This window comes from Flagellimonas sp. (genome assembly GCF_965215805.1).
In the GTDB taxonomy this organism is placed as follows: domain Bacteria; phylum Bacteroidota; class Bacteroidia; order Flavobacteriales; family Flavobacteriaceae; genus Flagellimonas.
Window position 1 is genome coordinate 934,014 of sequence record NZ_OZ244124.1, and the last position, 23,928, is coordinate 957,941.

Genomic DNA, 23,928 nt, shown 5'->3' on the forward strand with positions numbered 1-23,928 from the left:
TCTGTTTGAAGGCGGCAAAAATAGCACTATTCAGCTTATGACACGAATCCCTATGTGGGAATTCACGAATTCATGATCCCAAGCTCAAGAAAATCACTATTTCGGAAGATAATGTGCTGATTTCTAAAAAATTCCGCTTGTGCTACCACCATCAATCTTAATGGCCGCTCCGTTGGTAGCTGCGGCAAGGGGGCTTGACAAATACGTAATGGTATGGGCTACTTCATCCACGGATGCAAAACGCTGTAAAAGCGATGACGTCCGTACATCCTTAAAAAAATCCGCCTCTACTTCCGCTTTGGTTTTTCCCTGTTTTTCCGCCTCAGTTTCCAAAAATTGCTCTGCTCCTTCGGAGAGCGTGGATCCAGGTAAAACCGAGTTAACGGTGACTCCTGTACCCTTGGTCAATTGAGCCAGTCCTTTGGAAATGGCCAACATAGCTGTTTTTGTAGTACTATAGGCCAACATATCTGGAGGCACCAAGGAGGCGCATTCACTGGAGACGAATAGTATGCGGCCCCAATTGCGTTCCAACATTTTGGGCAGAAGCAATCTGGACAAACGCACCCCACTCATCACATTAACCTCAAACTGCTGATACCAATCCTCGTCCTTCATTTGGAAAAAGGATTCTGCCTTATAAATTCCAATATTGTTGATTAGGATGTCTACCTCGGGTAGTTGATCTAGGAGTTGCTCTATATCATCTCGATTTTCAAAATCCGCGGCAATGCCATTTACTTTGCCCTGGGGAAATTCTTTTTGTAACTCTTCCAGGGCCTTGTCCACCGACTTTGATGAACGCCCGTTGAGGGTGACCTCAGCTCCTTCTGCCAACATGCTTTTGGCCAAGGCAAAACCAATCCCCGCGGTTGATCCTGAAATAAATGTTGTTTTCCCTTTTAACTGTAAATCCATAACTAACCTGCTAATCCCAATGGACTAAAGACAGCCCATAAAATCAAGACCAAAACAATCAACACTATGGTCAATACCATATCTCTTGAGCGTTCCTTGGAAGGAAGTTTGTCCTTTTTCTGAAAGGTAACCAGCCTCAATGCCTCATCCGATTTGGGTAGCCCGGTTTTGCTGACCAAGGCCAATACCAAGGCACAAAACACAAACAGGAAAAGAGCAAAATGTAGAAAGTTTATGTCCAGAAAGAAAGCCAAGACGGAGCCCTCGCCCACCATCAAGATTCCTTCTTTGGCCATAAATTCCGTTACCAAGCGAAGTATCCCCAAAAAGAAGCCAGACCAAAGGGCCACGATGGCGCCCTTGGCATTGATCCACTTGTAAAAGAGTCCGAATAAAAATACTGCTGCTATTGGAGGTGAAATATAGGCTTGCACACTTTGCAGATAATGGAATATTCCCCCACCCATCAAGGTTTTCATGAAGGGAATCCACCCTAGACTTACAATGACCAAAACCACCGTTGCCAACTGACCAAATCTGACCAAGTTTTTATCTGAAGCTTGTGGTCTGTACTGTTTGTAAAAATCCATGGTCAGGAGTGTAGAACTTGAATTAAACGCTGAAGACAAAGAGCTCATCAAAGCGGCCAAAAGTCCTGCTATGGCCAACCCTTTTAATCCCAATGGCAAAAAATTGGTGATCATGGCCGGAAGCGCCTGGTCTGCATTTTCCAAGGCGAAATTGATCTCCCCTTTTTGCATCAATGCATAAGCGATTACCCCAGGAATAAAAAAGATAAATACCGGCAACAGTTTTAAATATCCGGCAAATAATGCTCCCTTTCTGGCATTGGATACATCCTTTGCGGAGAGGGTACGTTGCACAATATATTGGTCCGTACACCAATACCAAACCCCAAGTATAGGTGCTCCAAAGAGCATTCCTGTCCAAGGGTATTCTGTATCCGTCATGGGCCGCCATAAATTAAAAAAACGTTCCGTTGGAGGATTACCCTCAGTGTTTGCGGCCATATCCAAAGTGCTTATAAGACCTTCCCATCCCCCTAACTGGTGAATCCCGAACAAGGTAACTGCAATGGTTCCCAGCAATAGAATCACCGCCTGTACCATATCGGTATATATAACCGCCTTCAATCCACCTAAAACGGTGTAAAACCCTGTAGCCAATACGGTAACGATAGCCCCTGTCCAAAAGGGTACTCCTATGGTTTCAAAAACCAGCGCACCAGCAAATATGATCAGGGAAATTTTGGTGATCACATAGGCCAAAATAGAGACCATGGAGAGGTAGTTACGACAGGCTTTGGAGTATCTTTTCTCCAAAAACTCCGGCATGGTATATACTCCCGTTCTAAGATAAAAGGGAACAAAAACCCAGCCTAGAAGGATAAGCACCAGGGCTGCCAAAATCTCAAAATTGGCCATGGGCATGTTCGCTCTTGCCCCAGCTCCAGAGACTCCCAAAATAATTTCGGAACCAATATTGGATGCAAAAAGCGATGCTCCCACCACCAGCCATCCTTGGTCACGTCCTGCCAAGAAATAATCCGCCGCGGCCCCAGAGCCACCTTTGCCTTTTGACGCCCATTTGGCAATCCATAAAATAATTCCAAAATAAGCAAGGATAATAAGTATATCCCAACTACTAATATTGGTTAACATAAAGGTTTGGTTTGGTCAATGCTTAAAGTTACCAGTTTTTTAACCCCAATAACTTTTGTCCCAGATCGGTAAGTTCTGCGGTTCCGTATTTATCCCTTTCCCAATTCCGAGGGTCACCTGGAAAAGCATATCCTTCTGGAGCCACACGGTTCTTCCAAGAATTGATACGCCATTGTCTCAATTCCTCATTTTCCTCTTCCGCGGGCATCATGGAAATGTATTGGGCAATCCTAACCTTGTTTTTGGATTTGTTGGGCCTGATACCATGGGGTTGCGTACTGTTGAATATCAACAAATCCCCAGCCTCCATCTTTACTTTAACGATTTTATCTTCCAATCCTTCCAAGTCTGGCTGAAAGTGATCACGATCTTCGGGCTGGGTCAATTTCCAGGTATCATAATTTCGGTACAGCCAAGGAATACATTGGAAACCTCCCATGTTCTCATCCGTCTGGTCTGCCAGGGCCAAAACCCCTTGAACATTTTGTGGTCGGGTCTCGGGATCATAGTCCCAATGGATAAATCCTTTTTTCTCCAAACCAGGTGGCAATGGGAAATTCAAATTGGCACGGTCAATGGTTACCCAAAGTTTTTCTGTGCCCCAAACATCCACAAAGGCATCATACACTCTGGGCATTTGTCTGTTATTCCATAAATGCTGATGGTTATACACCTCTACCATTCCCGTTCCGGTGAGTTCCTTCATTTTCATTTCTGCCCTCGCGGGAGCGTACCAAGTATTGGGGTCGTTGGGATCTTTTTCATCAAATTCCCATATAAAATCGGCAGTTGCTTTTGCTTGCTCCTTCGGAATGGCATTTTTTATTACGATATAGCCATTGTGAATCCAAAAGTCCCAATCTTCTTCTGAAAGTACCCGAAGTGACTTTCCATTAGATCGGTCATTTAGTCTGATCTTACTGCTCGTTGCTGTGGATGGATTTCCTGGAATTTCCTCGTGGGCCTTGTTGGCCATCTCCATTTTTGCTTCTTTTTCCATGTTTTCTATTTTTTCCGTTTCTAAATTCTATGGGATAAAACTAGATAGCGCCTTAGGGTTTCTCAACCTTCATATTGATATAAATTTGAACTATATTGATAATTCCGAGCAAAATGTATATTTTAATAGACATAAAAGTGAAAATTGAAGATTCAATTAGAGACCATAGCGCCCAATACCAAAAGTCCATTCCGACTTTTGCACCTCCCGCGTTTAAACCATTTGTTCTATTGGCATTTTCATCCAGAGTACGAGTTGGTTTATATTGAAGGTGCCAGCGCCACCCGACATGTAGGGGACAGTATTTCCAATTTTGAGGAAAGCGACCTGGTCTTTATTGGCTCGAATATTCCCCACTTGAATTTTGATTATGGGGTACAAACGGATTACATTAAGGAAGTACTTCATATTAAGCCCAGCTTTAAGGATGAGCTGTTGACCAACATTCCAGAACTGGAATCCATCAATGCGCTCTTTGAAAAATCCAAATATGGAATCGTGTTCACTGGGGATACCAAAAAACGTATTGGGGAACGATTGAAAAAACTGCACCTGCTTTCCCCTTTTGACTTGTTTATGGAATCCATCCATATTTTAAAGGAACTTGCCAGTAGCAACGATTATTTTTTATTGCACGAATATCCGTTTGTGAATCGCTATCGAAAAAAAGAGCAGGCACGATTAAGGGACTTACATGCTTTTGTGGATAAGAACTATCAGCGAAAAATTGAAATTGCCGAGGTAGCCGCCCTATGCAATTTGGGCAAAGAGGCCTTTTGTAGATATTTTAAGAAGAGTACGGGAAATACGTTTACCAATTTTTTAAACCAGTACCGTATCAGTCAGGCCAAAAGGTTACTGCTTATTGGGAAGAATGTGAGCGAAACTTGTTACGAATGCGGATTTGAAAGTCTTTCGTACTTCAACAGGACTTTTAAAAAAATAAGTGGGGAAAACCCGTCCGATTTTAAAAGACAATATTTGGTCAATCTTAAAAGGAAGGTTTAACTCTTTACTATATGTATAAAAGAAGAACCGCCCCAAGCTGAGAACTTGAGGCGATTCTTAACTAAATAACCAACCAAAAAACTTGTCTAAATAGTCGAACACTATTTTTTCTCCTTACATTTTTCTTTGCCTTGTTACGTTCATTAAGGAAGATTTAACTTTTGAACGCTTTTTTCCCACTTTGTCTCCAGACTTCAAAAACTCGATATATCCTCTACCTTGAAACTCATAAACCGTTTCGCTGTCCACATGGTACAACTCTATGGTACTATCATCTATAACGTATAGCTCAAAATAGTCATTGCCCAAGAAGTCATAATCCAGTGTTAAAGTTTTCAGGGTGGGATCGTTCGCCACATCAAATATTTCATAATCCCCCTCAAAATCCCAATGCAGATTTGCTACTGCGGTTCCTGAACCATCCACAGAGGATCTAAAAAAGTCTCCATCGGTTCCGGATAAAAATTGAAGGAAATTCTCATCATCAAATTCATTGATGGCCCCAACTTCGCTGGTATAGGTCTTTTCCCATGCCTCATATTCCTGCAAAAAGTAATGGAGGTTGTCGTAGAATATTTGGTCATAATCAAAACTATTCCGCTGATACCCTCTAATAATGTATGAAGTATCCGAACGGGAATCGTACAATTCCAAGGTGTTGTTATTGACCGCAAAAACATCCAGTACCCAAACACCGTCCACATCATGGTCAATTTCAACAGCGCCAAACAAGGTTCCGTAATCCCCAACATCAATTCCCAATCCATTCCCAGTTTTTCCTATACCCACCAGGTTGTTGTTGGCCCTTATCGTTCCATAATCAAAGGATATGGTAAAGGCCCTTTGCAAAAAAGGAACTTCCCCACTTCCTTTGGTTGCATTGATATCCACGTACCATAAATCATAAGATTCCAAAACCAGGGCTGTATTAACTGGTGATTCTTCGATAAAGTCATCTTCAAAGACAACATCTGTATAGCAAGAGCTGGCCAAAAGGCCTATAATTAAGCTTCCAAAAAGTAGTTTTCCCATTTTCATAATCTGGACGTTTTGATTCCTTTTATATAAACCAAGCACCATGCCAAAACCGTAACCTTTTGATAATCAGATGATAATAGGTGGTTGAATATATTTTTTAGCTTTGCTTCCAAATTAGATGGATGGACAAAAAACTTCGTTTTGGAGTCATTGGAGGTGGTAGTTGGGGAACTGCAATTGTGAAAATGTTGGTAGAAACCCAAGATCAAGTGGCTTGGTACATGCGTAGCGAATCAGCTATTGATCATATTCTAAAGGAAAAGCACAATCCCAACTATCTGAGCTCTGTGGAGTTTGATATTTCCAAGCTTCAACTAAGCAATAATATGAACACCGTGGTTAACGGTTCCGACGTGCTCATTTTTGCCATTCCTTCCGCATTTTTAGAAGGAGAACTCAAAAAACTGTTTGCTTCCTTGGAAAGCAAAATCATCTTTTCTGCCATTAAAGGTATAGTTCCTGAAAGTGGATTGATCGTTGGGGAACACTTTCATGATGTCTATCAAATTCCATTCAAAAATATTGGGGTAATCACTGGGCCATGCCACGCGGAAGAGGTAGCCTTAGAACGTCTTTCTTACCTCACCATTGCCTGTGCGGATGAGCAAAAAGCCCAAAGTGTGGCCAATGCGCTTCAAAGCCATTACATCCGTACTAAAATTTCAGATGATATCATCGGCACTGAATACGCCGCCATGCTGAAGAACATTTATGCGATTGCTGCTGGAATAGCCCATGGACTTGGTTATGGCGATAACTTTCAAAGCGTACTGATGAGCAACGCCATTAGGGAGATGAAACGGTTTATAGACAAAGTCTATAAAATGAAACGGAACATCAACAATTCGGCCTACTTGGGCGATTTGCTCGTCACCGGATATTCCACCTTTAGCCGAAATAGAATGTTCGGGAACATGATTGGCAAGGGGTATACCGTGAAAAGTGCCATGATGGAGATGAACATGGTAGCGGAAGGTTACTATGCCACCAAGAGTGCACACCTCATCAATCAAAACAGGATCAAAAAGACCAAAACCCCGATCATCAATGCCGTATTTCAAGTGCTGTATGAAAAGAAAAATCCGAAAAAAGTCTTCAAAAAGTTGACGGAAAAGCTGAACTAGTTCAGCAAAACATCGTCCGCAATACTTTTGCCCCTGGGTATGGAGTTATCCTGAATGTCGATCGTCAAGGCATCATAGGATTTAATATGTTCCTTGTTTACAATAAAGGACTTGTGAACCCGCCTAAAATTTGAGGGGAGCTGTTCCAGTGTTTTTTTAATGCTTCCATAGCTTGTTATCTTGGATTTGTCCTCTAGGTGAAAAGTGACGTAGTTTCCCAATCCCTCCACAAAGAGAATGCTATCCACGGGAACTCGATGCGTTTTTCTGTTGGAGCGGATTTCCAAAATCTCACTTTCCAAACTTTTGTTCTTTTCCTGCTCCAAGGCCCACAGTTGAAAAAGTTTTGCGCCCAGTACAAAGAGTACCGTGGTATTGATCAACACGATGGCACGCACCAACATCATTACACTAAAAAGTCCAGCAGAGGAATCGTTCAACAACAGCTCCTCATAAAAAAGATGGATCAATACCCTTTGCAACACCCCTCCCAGCAGCAGCGTTAAACCATAGCCCAGGAAAAACTCCTTGTACTTTCTTTGGAGCAAAAATTGCGGCAATAGATAATATAGGGTGATATAAACTGCCAAAATTCGGATGGGCAGCAATACAAACTCCAAATAAAAGGAGGCTAAATAGCCTTCCTCACTCACCCATATCAATCCAAACAAGATATAGTACAGTACCCAGAATATGCAGTGGGTGGCAATCCTTGATCCAAATAGATAAAAGTTGGTATTCGGTTTCATGAACAAGCTTTTCCTATGTCATTACCAAAGTGGCTTACGTATAAAAAACAAGGTCGTAGACATAAATTGTCCCTTGTCTAAAATTAGGCAATCTACTTTTAAGGAAATCATAAAACATCAGTCATGAAATACTGTTCCTTATTTATCGCTTTATTATTGTTATCCATATCCAGTTCCATCCAAGCTCAGCAACTGGGCAGAAGAAGCTCTTGGGAAGCTAAAATTCAAGGTCCGCAAGCGGACAATCCAGGAGCCAAAATCCTAGAAATTGAAGACAACAGCCCGTTGGCCAAAGCGGGATTCTTGGTCAATGATTTGATTATTGAAGTCGATGGAATTGCCGCCAACTCTGATGAAAAGTGGACGGAGATATCCTATGGTCTTAGAGCCAAGGTGCCAACTCAAATCAAGGCGATTAGAAATCAGAAATTGATTGAAAAGGAGGTGACTTTCAATCCCTTGGAACGGGAAATCCATAAAAATTTGGAGACCTATTATGAAGAAGTGACCAGTTCCCACGGTATCACCCAACGCATCATTATCACCAAACCCAAAAAACAGGGAAAACAACCCGCCGTGGTGCTTATTGGGGGTCTAAGTTGTTCCAGTATTGAAACCTATCCAGGACGAAAGGGTAATTGGGTACAGACCATTAAAGATCTGGTTAAAAAATCGGGAATGGTGGTCATGCGCATAGAAAAGCCAGGGGTAGGTGATAGTGATGGGGATTGCAGCCAATCTGACTTTATAACTGATCTAGCTGGTTACCGTGCTGCCATAGCAAATTTCAAGGCCAAGCCTTATGTGGATCCTTCCAAAATTGTGGTATATGGCTCCAGTATGGGCAGCGCGTTAGCTCCGCTATTGGCCAACGAATTTGATTTGGCAGGTGTTATTTCTGATGGAACTTTTTTTAAGACCTGGTTTGAACATATGTTGGAAATCGAGCGGCGTCTTCTTCAATTTAAGGGCAACACGGAATCCGAGATCGTGGATAAAATGAACAAATACTATATCCCACTTTATTATGGAATGTTGATTCAAAAGAAAACCTATCAGGAAGTGGTGGATGAGCAACCTGCCCTAGCAAATTACAATTATCATTCAGCCGCCCACATGTATGGCCGTCCAGTTGCTTATTACCAACAACTACAGGATATTGATCTTGCCGGACAATGGGAAAAAGTCAAAGTTCCTGTTAGGATTTTAAGGGGTTCCAACGATTGGATCATGTCCTCATTTGACAATCAAATGATTATCGATGTCCTAAAAAGGAATGAACATAAAGACCATATTTTGCATGAGTATCCCGGATTGGATCATTGGAACACCATTCACGAGAACCCCAAAAACTCTTTTGAAGGAAAGCCTGGGAAATGGGACGAAGGAACCATCAACCTTATTGTTAATTGGGCTCGGGAAATAGTGGGTCTAGCTCCCATGGTATCTCCATAACTCTAAGATTTTGAAGTCCCAACTTTAATAGCATGTAAGTACTTCCCGAGTTCCTTTTTGGCCTTTGGGAACAAAAAGAGCAGTCCGATCATATTGGGGAAAACCATGGCAAGAATCATGGCATCCGAGAATTTTATCACAGCATCCAAAGTGATGGCTGCACCAAGTATGGTAAACATCAGGAATAAAACCTTATAGCTAAGATCCGTCCATTTACTTCTTCCAAATAGGTATTTCCAAGCCTGAAGGCCATAGTAAGACCAGGAAAGAATGGTAGAAAATGCAAAGAGAATCACCGCTATAACCAACACAAAGGAAGACCCCTGAATGGCATGTTCAAAAGCTTGGGAAGTAAGATTGATTCCCCCAATCCTAGATCCGTCAAGCATTAGAGCTTTGCCGTTGACCACGTCACCATATACAAACATGCCATCCATATTAAAGAGGATGATCACTATGGCCGTCATTGTACAAATCAAGACCGTGTCAATAAAAGGTTCCAGCAGTCCAACCAAACCTTCCGATGCAGCAAAAGGGGTGTTCACGGCAGAATGTGCAATGGCAGATGATCCTGCTCCAGCCTCATTGGAAAAGGCCGCCCTTCGGAAACCCTGAATCATTACCCCAATAAAACCGCCCGTTACGGTAGCTTTGGGGGTAAATGCTTCACTAACAATCAGGGATAGTGCGTCATCCACCAATGATATATTGGAACAAATGATAAATAGCGCGGCCAACACATAGAGCAAGGCCATAAAAGGGACAACTTTCCCAGTCACATTGGCGATGCGTTTGATACCTCCAATAATCACGATTCCCACAAAAATGGCGAATATCATCCCAATAATAGTTCCCGAAGCTTCGTGTTCTATTTGGAATTGGCCCATTATTTGTGCCGCTGCTTGGTTGGTTTGAAAGGCGTTCCCTCCTCCTAAGGATGCGCCAACGCATAGGATGGCAAAAATGCCTGCCAATAGTTTCCCAAAAGTTTTAAATCCCTTCCCCTTTAGTCCTCTTGACAAATAATACATGGGGCCGCCAAATACTTTTCCATTTTCATCAATATCCCGATACGCCACCCCCAAAGTGCATTCCACAAATTTGGTGGACATCCCTAGAAGTCCGGCCAAAATCATCCAAAAAGTGGCGCCTGGCCCGCCAATGGATATAGCTACGGCCACCATGGAGATATTTCCCAATCCAACCGTACCCGATACAGCTGTTGCCAAAGCTTGAAAATGATTGACCTCTCCCTGCTCTCCTTCTGATGCTGCAGCTTCCACTTCATCATACTTCCCCCAGACCACATTGATTGCTACTGGAAAAAGTCGCACATTGATTCCCTTAAAGTAGATGGTAAAGAAGAGAGCGCCCATAATGAGGAGAATCAAAACTATGGGGATATTGGCACCACCAATAGGTACCGTGCCCAGTATAAAAGCCTCCCACCAAATGGCGAAGGGCATGAAGGAATCATTGATTTGCTGATCCAAGCCTTGGGCAGATGAAAGCTGAGGCAAAAAAATAAGTAGGGGCAACAAAAAGAGATGCTTGAATTTCATGGATCCTATTTTCAGATTTTCGGGAAATTGAAAAAAGACGCAATGAATAGAAGCCGTTGTCGGAAAAGCTTATGCGATGTCGGTAAGTCTGTGAACCGACAAATATTTTGTAAGTTGCTGTTTTACAGGAATATGTTTTCTGGTGGAAGAATCATTCGAATCTTTCGATTTCTACTTTCCGACATTTCGAACAAGGTGTTTTTTAGGGGTATTAAATGCTGTTCCCTGCTCCAATTCCCCTTACCAAAAAGTCCATCCAGAAGTGCATTCAGCAATCGTTTTATTTGATTGTAATCCCCAATGTCGTAGTTTTTTTCTCCTGCTGTGAAGTTTTTCGGCTTGATCTCGAGCCAGGGTTTCTCGCCACTTTTGCATCGCTGGGCAAACTCCAAAAGCAACGAATGCAACTTGGGAGTAAGTACAATTTTCCGCTCCTTGGTTCCAGGAAAACCGTTTAACACCACGGTGGACATCCATTTTCCTGATATGTCCTTCTCCCTGGAAAAAACCAAACTCAAATGAGCCGATTTGGGTATGATGTTTTCTGCCAACTCCTTGACCCAGCTGAGTGCCAGTGCAAAAAACAGCATGATCAAGCTTGTTTTGAAAATGGCTGAAAAAAGCAACAGTATATGTTCAGATTCCGATAGCTTAAAAAACTGGGCCACTAGAATAATCAGAATGCATACCAGCGAAAGCCAAGACAGCACTTTTAATCTTCTTTTTGCGAAGGATTCCCAAAGTACTCCTCCCAAAAAAATAAGGGTGAAAACCGCATAATACACATCAAGTTCTTGGATATAGCCATATTCCCTTCCTACCACCAGTTTGTGAACGGTAAACGCCAAACAAAATAAGAATGGGACCCCAACAATATATCTCCAAAAACCACCTTTGATAACTGGGGCAAGGGGTTTGGGAAGGTATCTAAACCATGGTAAGGCCAGCAAGATGAACAAACTGTTAAACAAGGAGAATATGCTCCGCCCGCTGTCCAGATATAGGGTATTAGTTTGTGAAACTCCAGTAAAATAAACTTCCAACAAACCCGAAAAAGCCCAAGCAAGTATGGACAAGGCCAGCCAGACCTGTCCGAAATCATTTTGCTTTTTTCCAATCTGCCACCAAATGGCAATCAACGCAAAAAATGCGAAAAGGCAGACAGCAAACTGCCACCAGCCATAGAAAAAGTAAAGGTTGGCGTCCATTGGAAACGCGGAAGTTTAGTTTAACCAAATATAGGGAATTCCTATAGCTGCATTGGTTGGCAAAGGAAGGGCCTAAACCCTATCCAAGGAAAAATTGGAATGGGAATCAAGCTCGTGCAACAACGACTCCTTAAAGGATTGGTTTTCTTCCTTGGTGTACCCAAATGCCTGTTGGAATTCATCCAAAACCGGTTCCATGAACAATTTAACGCTCTCAATGTCAAAATAAAGCCTTCCTGTTCTTCGTATAAAGAAATCCATGGGGTTCAGCACCATTTCATGAGCAATGGAAAACTTGGTCTCTGCTCGAATCATCCGTTCATAAGCATCTTGCTGTTTCTGGGCTTCGTAAAGTTCCAATATCAGCTCCGTTTGCTTTCCGTAGGTGGTGACGAGGTACCATGCATCGTACTCAGACAAACCATCCGCTTGGATGCGCTCATGCACTTCTGCAATGTATTTCTTGACCTGTTTGAATTTCTTAAAATTGCTTCCACAGAGCGGAATGTTTTCCGTTTGACTGGATGGAAGCTCCAACTCATGGTCTTCTTGCATTTTTTGGGCAATCCGATTTACCGTTCGCTCCGCCATCTTGCGATACCCGGTCAGTTTACCTCCAGCGATGCTGATCAGTCCCGTATCCGAAGTGAAAATCTCATCCTTTCTGGACAGTTCTGAGGCCGATTTTCCCTCCTCATGAATCAAAGGCCTCAAGCCAGCCCAAGAAGAAATGATGTCCTCCATTTCCAAATGAATCTCCGGAAACATATTGTTGACTGCAGAAATAAGGTAGATAGCGTCTGCCAAATCGGTGCGAACCTGATCCTTGTCCAGGTTGAAATTGGTGTCGGTAGTTCCCACATAGGTTATTTTGCCCCGTGGAATCGCGAACATCATGCGCCCATCAGGTACATCGAAATAGACGGATTGTTTTACGGGCAATTTTTCTCTTGGGAATACCAAATGGACCCCTTTTGTCAAATGCAAACGCTTACCCTTTTTGGAGTTGTTGATGATACGTAACTCATCCACCCAAGGGCCTGCGGCACTCACTACATATTTCGCATTGATTTGGTGTTCCGTTCCAGAGACCTCATCCCTCACCTTGACTCCTGACACCTTTTCATTCTCGTAAACAAATCCCGTTACCCTCATATAGTTCAGGGCGTCTGCCCCATATTGAAGACTGGTCTTGATATTCTCCAAGGTTAAACGGGCATCGTCTGTTCGATACTCCGCATAGTATCCTGCCCCGTTCAATATCTTTTTGGGCAAGAGAGGCTCCAGTTTCAAGGCTTGCTTTTTCTCCAGCATTTGCCGCTTATCATCTCCGGTCACTTGGGCAAGGATATCATATACCTTAAGCCCAATGGAGGTTAACCATTTCCCGTAAGAACCACCCTCAATTAAGGGGAGAAGCATCTTCTCCGGCAAAACCAAATGGGGAGCCAACTTGTGTACAATGGCCCTTTCGGAACCCACTTCCTTGACCAACCAAAAATCGAATTGTTTGAGATATCGTAGACCCCCATGAATCAATTTGGTAGACTTACTACTAGTGCCGGAAGCAAAATCCCGTTTTTCCAACAAGAGAACTTTTAGCCCTCTAGAGGCTGCATCCAAGGCAATACCCCCGCCGGTTATTCCGCCACCAATGACCACAAGGTCGAAGTCTGTTTTTATAGCCTTGTCAATCTTTTTTTTCCTTTCAAGGTTGGTAAAACTTAAGGGTGTTTCCATTTTTTGGATTTCTAATTATTTAATGTACTCTTTTTCCAGGAAATAGTTCACCAAGGCCTCCTTCATCAAAATGGATTGCTCCCCTGGTTTTAGGGGAGGTAGTTGTTCTTTGACCGTGTAATGGGGCCAACCATCATCGTCATAAAAATCAAAGTCGTAATACCCATAAGGCTCCAGCAATCTGCAAATGGCAATATGCATAAGATTGACTTTTTCATCCTTCTTAAAAGTTCTATGGTAGTTTCCCAGTTCTTGTACACCTACCAAATAGACCATTCCGTCTATGTCCAAAGGATCCCCATCCGAAAATTGTTCGGACAGCTTTACAACCAATTGATCCCATCGTTCCTTAAGTTCCTCGTCCCTTGCCATATCCCTTTGTTTGACGGTCACCAAAGGTAGTAATCAATATCCTATATTTGTTAAAATCGAAGCAATGAACTTTCTGGATATTGTTATAGGTGTTCTTTTGATTTGGGGATTGTATAAAGGCCTTAAAAATGGGCTTTTCGTAGAAATTGCTTCCCTTGTGGCCCTGATAGCGGGAATTTATGGCGCCATTCATTTTTCATATCTCACTGCGGACCATTTGTCTGAAAACATGGGTTGGAATGGACAGTATTTAAAAATCACTGCTTTTCTTATCACTTTTTTTGGTATCGTTCTGTTGGTTCACTTTGCTGGCAAGTTCCTGACCAAAATTGCCGATTTTGCAATGCTTGGTCTCTTAAACAAGGTGGCTGGAGGCATTTTTGGGATGCTCAAGGTTGCCATTATCGTCGGTGCCCTACTTATCTTCTTTGAACGACTTACGGCTCCATTAAATTTTATCAATGAGGATACAAAAAAAGAATCCCTTTTTTACCATCCGGTAAAGGAAATAGGTGCTCTGGTATTTTCTTGGGTTTTGGAAGCTGAGCAGCCCAACCCAAATCCTGAAGAGGATCCAACGTCTTCAGAGCAAAACATCATCATTTAAACGGTAAATTTTCTCGACGAAAGGAACTGGGATTCATCCAGTTCTGATTGAAAATGGGGGTTTTTGACCTCTTAACGGATAATTTCGTGTTCCCATGGAAAATTTATGGCTAGGGGAAGCTTCTCCGCTAGTTTAGCACCTAGAACATATGGGGTGCCAAAACATCCCCCAAAGCATAGCCCTGAAAATGAAAAGAGTATTTTACACCTTATGGCTTACGGCAGCTGTTGTAGGTTTGACCATGTGCAGCACGTCGTCCACGATTGAAGAGGAAAAAGCTATTGCTGAATCCTTTCTTCAGAATGAAAAGATGACCGTTGATCCCGAGGAGATGGAATCTGAATTGGTGAATCTGGTGAACGAACACAGATCGTCCATTGGCGCAACAACACTAGAAAATAGTCCCTCCTCTTATGGGCATGCCAAGGACCATAACAACTACATGATTTCCAAGAACGAGCTGAGCCACGATAATTTTGAAGCCAGAGCTTCCAAGATTGCATCGGAAATAAATGCGGTGCAGGTGAGTGAAAATGTGGCCCGATATTATTCCACAGCCGAAAAGACATTGGAAGGCTGGCTAAATAGCAGCTCCCATAAAACCACTTTGGAAGGAGATTTTACCCATACCACTTTAAGTGTGCAAGTGGATAAAGAAGGTAGGCCATACTTTACCCAAATATTTATGAAGGTAGAGGCGCAATAGACCTTATTTATACGTCAACATATTATTCGGACCCATGCTATGCATGGGTCTTTTTGTTAAAGCCTATGCTGACAAAAAGGATTTTTATACCTTTCAAAAAATCTTGGACATGGCAGCACAAGCTCCTTTCAACCTAAATCAGTGGATAGCGGAAAATAGGGATACCCTAAAACCTCCCGTGGGCAATAGGAATCTATATAAAGACGCTGGTGATTATATTGTAATGATTGTGGCAGGGCCCAATGCCCGTAAGGACTATCACTACAACGAAACGGAAGAATTGTTCTATCAATTGGAAGGCAATATTGAGGTTCACATTCAAGAGGAAGGACAGAAGAAAACAATGAAGTTGGGACCGGGGGATATGTACCTCCACCCAGCCAAAGTACCCCATTCACCCGTGCGGCATAAAGACTCTATAGGTTTGGTTGTGGAACGTAAACGGGACCACATGAACGTTGATGACGGACTTTTGTGGTTCTGCGACAATTGTAACCATAAACTTTACGAGGCTTATTTTACCTTACATGATATTGAGAAGGATTTTTTATCTCATTTTGAGCATTTTTATGGTTCCGAAGAACTAAGAACCTGTGATAATTGTGGAACGGTCATGCCTGTTGATGAACGTTTTACTGCAAAAGATTGATCATGCTGATAATCGCCAAAATACTAATCGTTTTAGTTGCCATTTTGCACCTATATTTTTTGTGGTTGGAAATGTTTGCCTGGACCACCAAAGCCAAAAAAGTGTTCCGAAAGTTTCCGGAGGAATTGTTTGAACCTACCAAAACCCTAGCTGCCAATCAGGGGCTGTACAATGGTTTTTTGTCAGCAGGACTGATCTGGTCCTTACTCATTAAAAATCCAGAATGGCAAGTGTATGTTGCCATGTTCTTTTTGGGCTGTGTTTCTGTGGCAGGAATCTATGGAGCATTGACAGCTTCAAAAAAGATTTTTACGATCCAAGCACTTCCTGCTTTGATTGGATTGGGATTATTGATCATCCATTTTTTCCTTTAGGAAATCTTCGCTATGTTCATCGGGAATATTCGTATTTTTGCGAAATATAACAATGCACCTATAAAAAGTTATAAATGTCAGAAACTGCAGTATCATTTGGAATAGATGAAGCTCTTCAAAAATTGGGCTTAAACCAAATAAACGAAGGTACTTCCACCGGTTCAAACAACTTCGGTTCAGGAGATACCATAGCTTCCTACTCCCCTGTGGATGGAGCGTTGATCGGAAAGGTAAAGAGCACCACATCCGAAGATTACGAAAAAGTAATGCAAGCCGCCACTTCGGCTTTCAAGGAATGGCGATTGGTTCCTGCTCCCCAAAGAGGTGAGATGGTTCGTCAATTTGGTGAGAAACTTCGCGAGCTTAAAGAACCTCTTGGAAAATTGGTTTCCTATGAAATGGGAAAATCCTACCAAGAAGGTTTGGGGGAAGTTCAGGAAATGATAGATATCTGTGATTTTGCAGTTGGCCTTTCCCGTCAATTGCATGGATTGACAATGCACTCGGAACGACCAGGGCATCGTATGTATGAACAGTACCATCCTCTGGGAATTGTCGGAATCATTTCGGCCTTTAACTTCCCTGTGGCCGTTTGGGCCTGGAATACCGCTTTAGCCTGGGTATGTGGAGATGTTTGCGTTTGGAAACCCTCTGAAAAAACACCAATGTGTGGTGTTGCTTGTCAAAATATCATTGCCGAAGTTTTAAAAGAAAATAACCTTCCCGAAGGTATTTCCTGCTTGATCAATGGCGATTACAAAGTGGGAGAAATGATGACCACGGATAAAAGAGTGCCTTTGGTATCTGCCACGGGTTCTATCCGCATGGGTAAAATAGTGGCGCAAGCGGTTGCTGCCAGATTGGGTAAATCACTATTGGAGCTAGGCGGAAATAACGCTATCATTGTTACCCCTGATGCCGATATCAAAATGACGGTGATTGGGGCAGTCTTTGGAGCTGTGGGTACCGCAGGACAACGCTGTACCTCGACCCGTAGATTGATCATCCACGAATCTATTTACGATCAAGTAAAAGAAGCGGTAACCGATGCCTACCAACAACTTCGGATTGGAAATCCACTGGATGAGAACAATCATGTTGGTCCCCTTATTGACACCGATGCGGTTGCCATGTATCAAAAAGCCTTGGAAGAAGCCGAGAAGGAAGGTGGTTCCGTTTTGGTAGAGGGTGGTGTTCTAACTGGTGAAGGCTATGAAAGTGGCTGCTATGTAAAACCTGCTATTGTGGAGGCCAAAAACAGTTTTCAGATTGTACAGGAAGAGACTTTTGCGCCCATTCTTTATCTTTTAAAATATTCAGGAAACGTTGAGGACGCCATTGCACAACAGAATGGTGTTGTCCAAGGTTTATCATCTGCTATTATGACCAATAACCTTAGAGAGGCGGAACGATTCTTGTCCTCTTCTGGAAGTGATTGCGGAATTGCCAATGTAAACATAGGTACATCCGGAGCGGAGATTGGTGGAGCATTTGGAGGTGAGAAGGAAACCGGTGGTGGACGTGAAAGTGGTTCTGATGCATGGAAAGTGTATATGCGTAGGCAAACAAACACGATCAACTATACTACAGAACTTCCGTTGGCCCAAGGCATCAAATTTGATCTTTAAAAATAAAGAAGCCGTTGCTGTACAAACGCAGCATCGGCTTTCTTTAAACCAACTTAACTAACTCAAACTTAAATTAAACCCTATTTCAATGCCGGAACTTGGTCGGGAGAAATAGGGTTCCTTACCTAATATATATGGTACAAATTTCCCATTATTCCGCTTGAGGTTCCATCGGAAAGTTACCATTGGTCATGAAAACTGTATGATTGGTCTTTTTTGATACTTCTTTCGTTGAAATGATATCTTTCCAAAATCGTATAATTGACATAAGTCCCTCGGATTCTATCGGTTAAACCCTGATTCTTTAGCATTTTTTTAATATTTTGTAGGAACGAACGCTAACTTTTGTTCCGATGTCCAACAAGAATTTATACCTGCTAGGGATAGTGGCAGTTATTGCTATTGGAACTTGGATGTATCTCAATCTCTGCAGCGGGTGTCTTAACGAAGCAAATCAAGAACCCCGTCAATTGGAAGATTCGGTAGTTCTAAAACAGTCAAGTGATAAGCTGGCCTACCCTTTTGCCCTTAGTGACGGGAGCTTTACGCTCAACATCAAGGACAATTTTGATTTCAATCCTTCCAACCCTACCTTTCTAATGCCCATTTCGAAGGATTTGAAAGATGGGATTGAGACCTTACGGAACTATTTGATTGCCAACGACTCTTCCGTTGTCAATATCATTGGACATTTTACACCTAAAGAAGAAAACACTACCTCATATTCCAATCTTGGTTTGGCACGGGCACAATCCGTTAAAAACCATTTTATCATTTCGGGAATCCCTTCCGATCAAATTAAAGTGTTGGGAAAACTAGATGAGGAATTAGAAAAGGAAGGCAATGTTTATTTAGGAGCTGTGTCGTATGCATTGATTCAGAAGAAGGAAGAAGAAAAACCTTAAACCACTAATTATGAGTGCTGAAAATATTAATATTTGGTGTTGGATTATTCCAGCTTTGGTAGGCCTAATTGCTGGCATCTTGGGTTATTTAATTGGAAAAGGCAAGGATGCCGCAGTTGTTGATTCCTCTGCAGAACTGGCAACTCTGGAATCAGAGAATGCCCGATTGAAAGCTGAACTGGAAGCTTGCAACAAAAAGCTGGTTGATGAAGCAGCAACGGAAAAAACAGAAGCCATTTCCAACTCCCTTGCTTCTCCTTCAACAAGCAAAACCAAAGGATTTGATGCCAATGCCGCCAAAGCTGCCTTGAAAAAGCGAGTAAAGGAAAATGACCTCAAGATAGTAGAGGGTATAGGGCCAAAAATAGAAGGGCTGTTCCATAATTTTGGAATCAAGACCTGGAAAGACCTCTCGGAAATATCCACTGTAAAATGTCAAGAAGTACTTAATTCAGGAGGGGATCGCTACCGAATTCACGACCCGGCTTCCTGGCCCATGCAGGCCAAAATGGCCTATAAAGGGCAATGGGCTGAGTTGGCCAAATGGCAAGACAAGCACAAATCGGGTAAATTTTAAGTTAGTTCCTCCCTCTTTCTCCTGGATAAAAGGTGTGAACGGGGTCGCTTTGCCAATACTCTTTGGTCTCCACATCCATCATGGTCAAAGCTCCCTTAAAAGCTGCTCCCGTGTCCACATTCCAAACGTTGGCGCCCTTTAGGGGTACGGCTTCCCCTATTTTGGAGAGTGGGGTATGCCCAATAAATACCTCCTTGTAATGGGTTAACCTTTGCGGGAAGTTAGGATCATCGGGAGACATGTTGGGATCCAGGGCTTTGGCCAGTTCCCAAAGGGTTCGGTCCCAGTAAAAAAGCTGGTCAAAATACTCATATTCCACACCCTTTAAATTGGTATATCCAGCGTGTAGGTACAGTCTATTGTCCTTGTCCAAAAAGTAGTTTTGCAGCCCAGCATAAAATTCCAAATGCTTTTCCCATTTTTCCTTGCTTGCAGCCAAATAAGAGTCCCTTGTTGCCACGCCTCCATGGGCCAACCACTGTGGGTTTTCTTTTTGGGTAATCAACCACTCCCTACATAGTTCGTCATGGTTGCCCCTTATGAAAGTACATTGGTAACGCTTGTCCAGTTCCATCAAAAAATCAACTGTTTCCACAGCAGTACTCCAAGCATCCACATAATCCCCCAAAAAAATGAGGTGATCATCCGTCGTCACCTTTGCTCGCTGAAGTAATTGCTCTAGCGCTTTAAAGCCGGAATGAACATCTCCAATTACCAAAGTTCTCATGAACCAAATTTTGGGCAATGATACACAACAAAAGCAAATTTGGACCAAAATCAGGCTAAACTTTCGGTGAAAACATTTTCCATCAATGGGAATTTCCCAATTTAGCTTTGTAAGCTGATTCCTGTTAATCGATTTCTTTGGATTTTTTTAACAATGACGCTTCTTTTTGTTATATTGAAAAGCTAATTCATTTAATCTCTACTATATGAAAAGAACACTACCCTATCAACTTCTTTTTTCTTTTTTAATCTGTATTTCCCTTTCCTTCTCGGGTTTACAGGCACAGAACCTAAAAAAGACACATGATGACGCTCCACAGAAAGGGCATAATCTGTACAAGCAAACCAAAATTTACGATAGTAAACAAGGACCTGTTGGCGTTGCACCTAAGCCCATTGGTGATCGAGCCTTAGATCGAATGGCCTACGAGCATAGACAGGTTCAAGATCCGTTTACCAAAAAAATTCCAGAGCACATCAAAGAGCGGGAAGCGGAATTTGTTGGTAAAATTGATTCAACCGATATCCAATCCCAAATGTCCAAATCCTATGGGAGTGAAGCTTCAAAAAAGAAGTATTTCTACTTTAGGAATAGAGGCCCATTTAACGTTGGGGGAAGGACCAGGGCACTTGCCTTGGACATGAAAAATGAAGACATAATTTTTGCCGGGGGCGTCTCGGGTGGACTTTGGAGATCCACCAATTCGGGGAACACCTGGCGCAAAGTAACCCGTAGAAGGCAATCCCCAAGCATTACGGCTATTGTTCAAGATCCCAGAAAAAACAAACAACATATTTGGTATTATGCCTCGGGCGAGCGTTTTGGTAACTCGGCCGGAGCGCCAGGAGCTTTTTACCAAGGCTCCGGTATATTTAAATCCAATAATAATGGTAGAAGCTGGTTCCCGTTGCGCAACACTTCGGATAACGATGTAACCTCTTTCTCATCCTTTGATTTGATCAACAGCCTGGTTGTGCATCCACACACGGGTCATGTCTATGCTGCAACTTTTGATGGTTTGTTTCGCTCCAAGAACGGCGGGCGGTCTTTTGATGAAGTGCTCCCAAGTGGATTCGATAGTCAAACTGAAGTTATGGTTACTCCAGGTGGTACCCTTTACGGAACAGTGGACATTTTTGGAGGGGAAAACGCAGGTTTCTTCACCTCTGAAGATGGGGTGAGTTGGACCAACATTACTCCTGTAGGACTATTCCCTTCCTTCGGAAGAACCGTCATGGCATACGATCCATCTGATGAGAATAGAATTTACTTTTTCTCCTATGATTTAAGCAATGCGGGGGAGGCCTTTTTGTGGAGATACCAAGCAGATGCAGCCACCCCTGAGGAACAATGGGTAGATCTAACGGCCAATTTGCCCATAGGAATTGGTGGTATCGCCAGTGATCTAAACTTGCAGGGAGGATATAATATGGTGGTGAAAGTACATCCTACCCATCCTGATATAGTCTTTTTGGGCGGTACCAATTTGTATCGTTCAAATTCTGGGTTCACCACCCCAGCTGGATTCGAAACCTGGATTGGGGGCTACACCATTTTTAGTGACAGCTTTGGATTGTATCCCAATCATCATCCCGATCAGCACAATTTGGTTTTTCTTCCATCCAATCCCAATAAGGCAATTTCGGCAAACGATGGTGGTGTTCAGGTCACCGAGGATATAACAATTGCCAGCGAACCTGTGAGTTGGACATCCTTGAATAACGGTTACATAACCACCCAGCCTTATGCCATTGCCGTAGACCCGGAAGGGAACAGCCAAGATGTAGTGGCAGGATTCCAGGATAATGGCACATGGTTCACCAACTCCACTAACGGAAAAGATCCATGGGAGGAAGATTTTGGGGGCGATGGTTCCTTTAATGCCATAGCTGATGGAGGACTGACCCGATATGTCTCCGCCCAGTTCGGTGTGGTGTTCCGATTTAATTTTAACGAAGCGGGTGAGTTTATCTCCTTTACCAGGGTACAGCCTTCCGGTGCCAGTGGATTTGATTTTGTGGCTCCATTTATTCTGGATGCCAACAACGACAACATTATGTATATGCCCGCAGGGGACCGCATGTGGAGGAATAACAATCTGGATGAAATTCCATTGTTCTCCAATGCCCCGACCACGGTGAACTGGGTTCGCCAAGATCAAACGGCCACCCCAGATGGCTCCCTGATTACTGGTTTGGATGTGTCCAAATATCCTGTGGCCAACAGATTGTATTACGGAACCTCAACAGGTATGATTTTCAAAATGGAAAATGCCAACATTGATGACCAACCCCCTGTGGATATTTCAACCGGTAAAGGTCTGCCCGCTGGAAACATCAACCAGATTTATGTGGACCCCAACAATTCGGATAAAGTATTTGCGGTGTTTTCCAACTACAATATCAAAAGTATCTTCATGAGTAGTGATGCTGGCGAGACTTGGGAAAGTATCAGTGGCAATTTGGAAGAAAACAATGACGGTACAGGTAATGGCCCATCCGCAAGATGGTTTTCCATAGGTGGGAACAACAATATATACTATGTAGGTACCAGTACAGGGCTTTATGCAACATACTACCTCAATGGGGATAGGACACGTTGGTATCGGGAGCCCTGCATTGTTGGAAATGTGGTTGTGCCTCAAGTGCGCACAAGAACAGATGGGTTTGTTGCTGTTGCCGCCCATGGAAATGGGGTTTACAATGCAAAATTCTATGCCTCCAAATCTCCAACCTCCAAGCTAAGCGTAGCCTATTTGCTGCCCGATCTTGTACTGCCTATAAGCAGTCCGGACAAGGAAGTGAATGTAAAAGATTTATTTGTCCATTCCAGAGGCAGGGATATTTCCATTGAGATGACCAATTCCAATCCAGAGCTGGTCACCGCCGAAATGGATGGGGATATCATCAAATTGTCCTTTGCACCTGGTATGGAAGGAAGCGCTGCCATAGGCTTAATTGCCACATCTGGAAAAGAGCAGGTTGCGGAAGGCTTTACAGTGACCTTAACGGAATTGCCAATTTACGAGCAGAACGAAGCGGCAATAGGAAGTAGACCTTCCCAATTGTTCCCTGACTTTGGCGGGGCCTTGGCCCAATCCGCTGATGATTTCATTGTTCCTGCGGATAGCCAGTGGACTGTGAATAGTGTTGTTGCCTTTGGAGGCGGCAATAATAGTCCTTTGCTAACAAGTGCCAATGTGGTGATTTACGCTGACAATGGGGGACAGCCCGGTGAAGTGGTTTATGATAGTGGCGCTGTGGTTCCCTCTTCAGAACCAACAGATAGCAATATCAGCATTGAGCTTCCCGAACCATTGGTTTTGGAGGCAGGTACCTATTGGATATCGGTCTATGCCAATCTCAATTTCTCGCCTGATGCCACGCAGTGGTTCTGGTTGACACAGGCAGGTTTAATTGGCAACGAAGCTGTATTTAAGGATGCCGTTGACCTCTTTGGAACAGGTGCGGTAGATTGGACGGCCCAGTCAGCAGCTTTCGGTGATGGAATTACGGATCAGGTTTTCCAAATATATGGAACAGTGGTCAGCGGATCCTCTGATGATATTGCCATGCAAATTCCTCCGTCTGGCCAAGCTGACCAAGTCCAGCAAAATCTGGCGACCTTGGAGACGGAAGTCATCACTGCGGTATGGCCCAACCCATCCACAAACCAGTTCTATTTTGCTGTTAAAAACAATAGGGACAGCAAGGTTAGCGCCCAAATTTTCAACATTCTTGGACAAAAAGTCTTTGATCAGCAAAACGTGGATAGTTCGCAACCCTTTATTTGGAATGCTTCCAATAGTCCTGACGGAATTTACTTTGTAAAAATTAGCGGTTTGACCACGAATGAAAATTTTAAAATCATAAAAAAATAATAGTAGAAGAGTTTGGAAA

Annotated in this window: 21 protein-coding genes; 11 read left to right on the forward strand and 10 right to left on the reverse strand. The window is 43.0% G+C overall.

Going from position 1 to position 23,928, the window contains the following annotated elements:
• Window positions 1-123: 123 nt before the first annotated feature.
• From ACOOE0_RS04155 to ACOOE0_RS04165, 3 genes are read right to left on the reverse strand one after another with little or no spacing between them, the layout of a single operon-like run.
• Entirely contained in the window at window positions 124-918 is a 795-nt protein-coding gene (locus ACOOE0_RS04155) for an SDR family NAD(P)-dependent oxidoreductase (protein ID WP_420401215.1), read from the reverse strand.
• Window positions 919-920: 2 nt separating this feature from the next.
• Window positions 921-2,600 (reverse strand): sodium:solute symporter, encoded by a 1,680-nt coding sequence (locus ACOOE0_RS04160; RefSeq protein WP_420401216.1) that lies wholly within the window; start codon window positions 2,598-2,600, stop codon window positions 921-923.
• A 28-nt stretch (window positions 2,601-2,628) separates the two neighbouring features.
• Window positions 2,629-3,600, reverse strand: coding sequence for a phytanoyl-CoA dioxygenase family protein (locus tag ACOOE0_RS04165; protein ID WP_420401217.1), 972 nt, complete (start codon window positions 3,598-3,600; stop codon window positions 2,629-2,631).
• Between the two features lie 144 nt (window positions 3,601-3,744).
• Between ACOOE0_RS04165 and ACOOE0_RS04170 the strand changes: the two genes are divergently transcribed.
• Window positions 3,745-4,608, forward strand: a complete 864-nt coding sequence (locus tag ACOOE0_RS04170) for an AraC family transcriptional regulator (RefSeq protein WP_420401218.1) — start codon at window positions 3,745-3,747, stop codon at window positions 4,606-4,608.
• Between the two features lie 114 nt (window positions 4,609-4,722).
• On the opposite strand, the gene ACOOE0_RS04175 is transcribed toward ACOOE0_RS04170, so the two are convergent.
• Window positions 4,723-5,646 carry a nicotinic acid mononucleotide adenyltransferase gene (locus tag ACOOE0_RS04175; RefSeq protein ID WP_420401219.1) on the reverse strand — a complete coding sequence of 308 codons (924 nt, stop codon included), beginning with the start codon at window positions 5,644-5,646 and terminating at the stop codon, window positions 4,723-4,725.
• 122 nt (window positions 5,647-5,768) lie between these two features.
• Between ACOOE0_RS04175 and ACOOE0_RS04180 the strand changes: the two genes are divergently transcribed.
• Window positions 5,769-6,770 (forward strand): NAD(P)H-dependent glycerol-3-phosphate dehydrogenase, encoded by a 1,002-nt coding sequence (locus tag ACOOE0_RS04180; RefSeq protein WP_420401220.1) that lies wholly within the window; start codon window positions 5,769-5,771, stop codon window positions 6,768-6,770.
• Here ACOOE0_RS04180 and ACOOE0_RS04185 read toward each other — a convergent pair.
• The gene (locus ACOOE0_RS04185; protein ID WP_420401221.1) at window positions 6,767-7,519 is read right to left on the reverse strand and encodes a LytR/AlgR family response regulator transcription factor; all 753 of its coding nucleotides are present in this window, start codon (window positions 7,517-7,519) and stop codon (window positions 6,767-6,769) included. The two genes, ACOOE0_RS04180 and ACOOE0_RS04185, sit on opposite strands and share 4 nt — an antisense overlap.
• Before the next feature lie 123 nt (window positions 7,520-7,642).
• Here ACOOE0_RS04185 and ACOOE0_RS04190 point away from each other — a divergent pair, with 123 nt between their 5' ends.
• Window positions 7,643-8,974: an alpha/beta fold hydrolase gene (locus ACOOE0_RS04190; RefSeq protein WP_420401222.1), complete on the forward strand. Its 1,332-nt coding sequence runs from the start codon at window positions 7,643-7,645 to the stop codon at window positions 8,972-8,974.
• Window positions 8,975-8,976: 2 nt separating this feature from the next.
• Here ACOOE0_RS04190 and ACOOE0_RS04195 read toward each other — a convergent pair whose 3' ends face one another.
• From ACOOE0_RS04195 to ACOOE0_RS04210, 4 genes are all read right to left on the reverse strand, one after another.
• Window positions 8,977-10,536, reverse strand: a complete 1,560-nt coding sequence (locus ACOOE0_RS04195) for an alanine/glycine:cation symporter family protein (protein WP_420401223.1) — start codon at window positions 10,534-10,536, stop codon at window positions 8,977-8,979.
• Window positions 10,537-10,658: 122 nt separating this feature from the next.
• A complete protein-coding gene (locus ACOOE0_RS04200; protein WP_420401224.1) occupies window positions 10,659-11,744 on the reverse strand; it encodes a hypothetical protein in 1,086 nt (361 codons plus the stop codon).
• Window positions 11,745-11,816: 72 nt separating this feature from the next.
• A complete protein-coding gene (locus ACOOE0_RS04205) occupies window positions 11,817-13,484 on the reverse strand; it encodes a glycerol-3-phosphate dehydrogenase/oxidase (RefSeq protein ID WP_420401225.1) in 1,668 nt (555 codons plus the stop codon).
• Window positions 13,485-13,499: 15 nt separating this feature from the next.
• Window positions 13,500-13,856: a hypothetical protein gene (locus tag ACOOE0_RS04210; RefSeq protein WP_420401226.1), complete on the reverse strand. Its 357-nt coding sequence runs from the start codon at window positions 13,854-13,856 to the stop codon at window positions 13,500-13,502.
• A gap of 64 nt (window positions 13,857-13,920) precedes the next feature.
• On the opposite strand from ACOOE0_RS04210, the gene ACOOE0_RS04215 reads away from it, so the two are divergent.
• The 7 genes from ACOOE0_RS04215 (at window position 13,921) to ACOOE0_RS04245 (ending at window position 19,302) form a co-directional block, all read left to right on the forward strand.
• Window positions 13,921-14,463: a CvpA family protein gene (locus ACOOE0_RS04215; protein WP_420401227.1), complete on the forward strand. Its 543-nt coding sequence runs from the start codon at window positions 13,921-13,923 to the stop codon at window positions 14,461-14,463.
• A 187-nt stretch (window positions 14,464-14,650) separates the two neighbouring features.
• Entirely contained in the window at window positions 14,651-15,169 is a 519-nt protein-coding gene (locus ACOOE0_RS04220) for a CAP domain-containing protein (RefSeq protein WP_420401228.1), read from the forward strand.
• 109 nt (window positions 15,170-15,278) lie between these two features.
• The gene (locus tag ACOOE0_RS04225; protein WP_420401229.1) at window positions 15,279-15,818 is read left to right on the forward strand and encodes a 3-hydroxyanthranilate 3,4-dioxygenase; all 540 of its coding nucleotides are present in this window, start codon (window positions 15,279-15,281) and stop codon (window positions 15,816-15,818) included.
• A 2-nt stretch (window positions 15,819-15,820) separates the two neighbouring features.
• Window positions 15,821-16,192, forward strand: a complete 372-nt coding sequence (locus tag ACOOE0_RS04230; RefSeq protein WP_420401230.1) for a DUF1304 domain-containing protein — start codon at window positions 15,821-15,823, stop codon at window positions 16,190-16,192.
• A gap of 74 nt (window positions 16,193-16,266) precedes the next feature.
• Window positions 16,267-17,820 carry an aldehyde dehydrogenase family protein gene (locus ACOOE0_RS04235; protein ID WP_420401231.1) on the forward strand — a complete coding sequence of 518 codons (1,554 nt, stop codon included), beginning with the start codon at window positions 16,267-16,269 and terminating at the stop codon, window positions 17,818-17,820.
• Between the two features lie 353 nt (window positions 17,821-18,173).
• On the forward strand, window positions 18,174-18,725 hold the full coding sequence (locus ACOOE0_RS04240; protein ID WP_420401232.1) for an OmpA family protein: 552 nt from the start codon (window positions 18,174-18,176) through the stop codon (window positions 18,723-18,725).
• A gap of 10 nt (window positions 18,726-18,735) precedes the next feature.
• Window positions 18,736-19,302 (forward strand): hypothetical protein, encoded by a 567-nt coding sequence (locus tag ACOOE0_RS04245; protein ID WP_420401233.1) that lies wholly within the window; start codon window positions 18,736-18,738, stop codon window positions 19,300-19,302.
• Between the two features lies 1 nt (window position 19,303).
• Here ACOOE0_RS04245 and ACOOE0_RS04250 read toward each other — a convergent pair whose 3' ends face one another.
• Window positions 19,304-20,029: a metallophosphoesterase gene (locus tag ACOOE0_RS04250; RefSeq protein ID WP_420401234.1), complete on the reverse strand. Its 726-nt coding sequence runs from the start codon at window positions 20,027-20,029 to the stop codon at window positions 19,304-19,306.
• Between the two features lie 205 nt (window positions 20,030-20,234).
• Between ACOOE0_RS04250 and ACOOE0_RS04255 the strand changes: the two genes are divergently transcribed.
• Window positions 20,235-23,909, forward strand: coding sequence for a T9SS type A sorting domain-containing protein (locus ACOOE0_RS04255; protein ID WP_420401235.1), 3,675 nt, complete (start codon window positions 20,235-20,237; stop codon window positions 23,907-23,909).
• The last annotated feature ends 19 nt before the right edge of the window (window positions 23,910-23,928 follow it).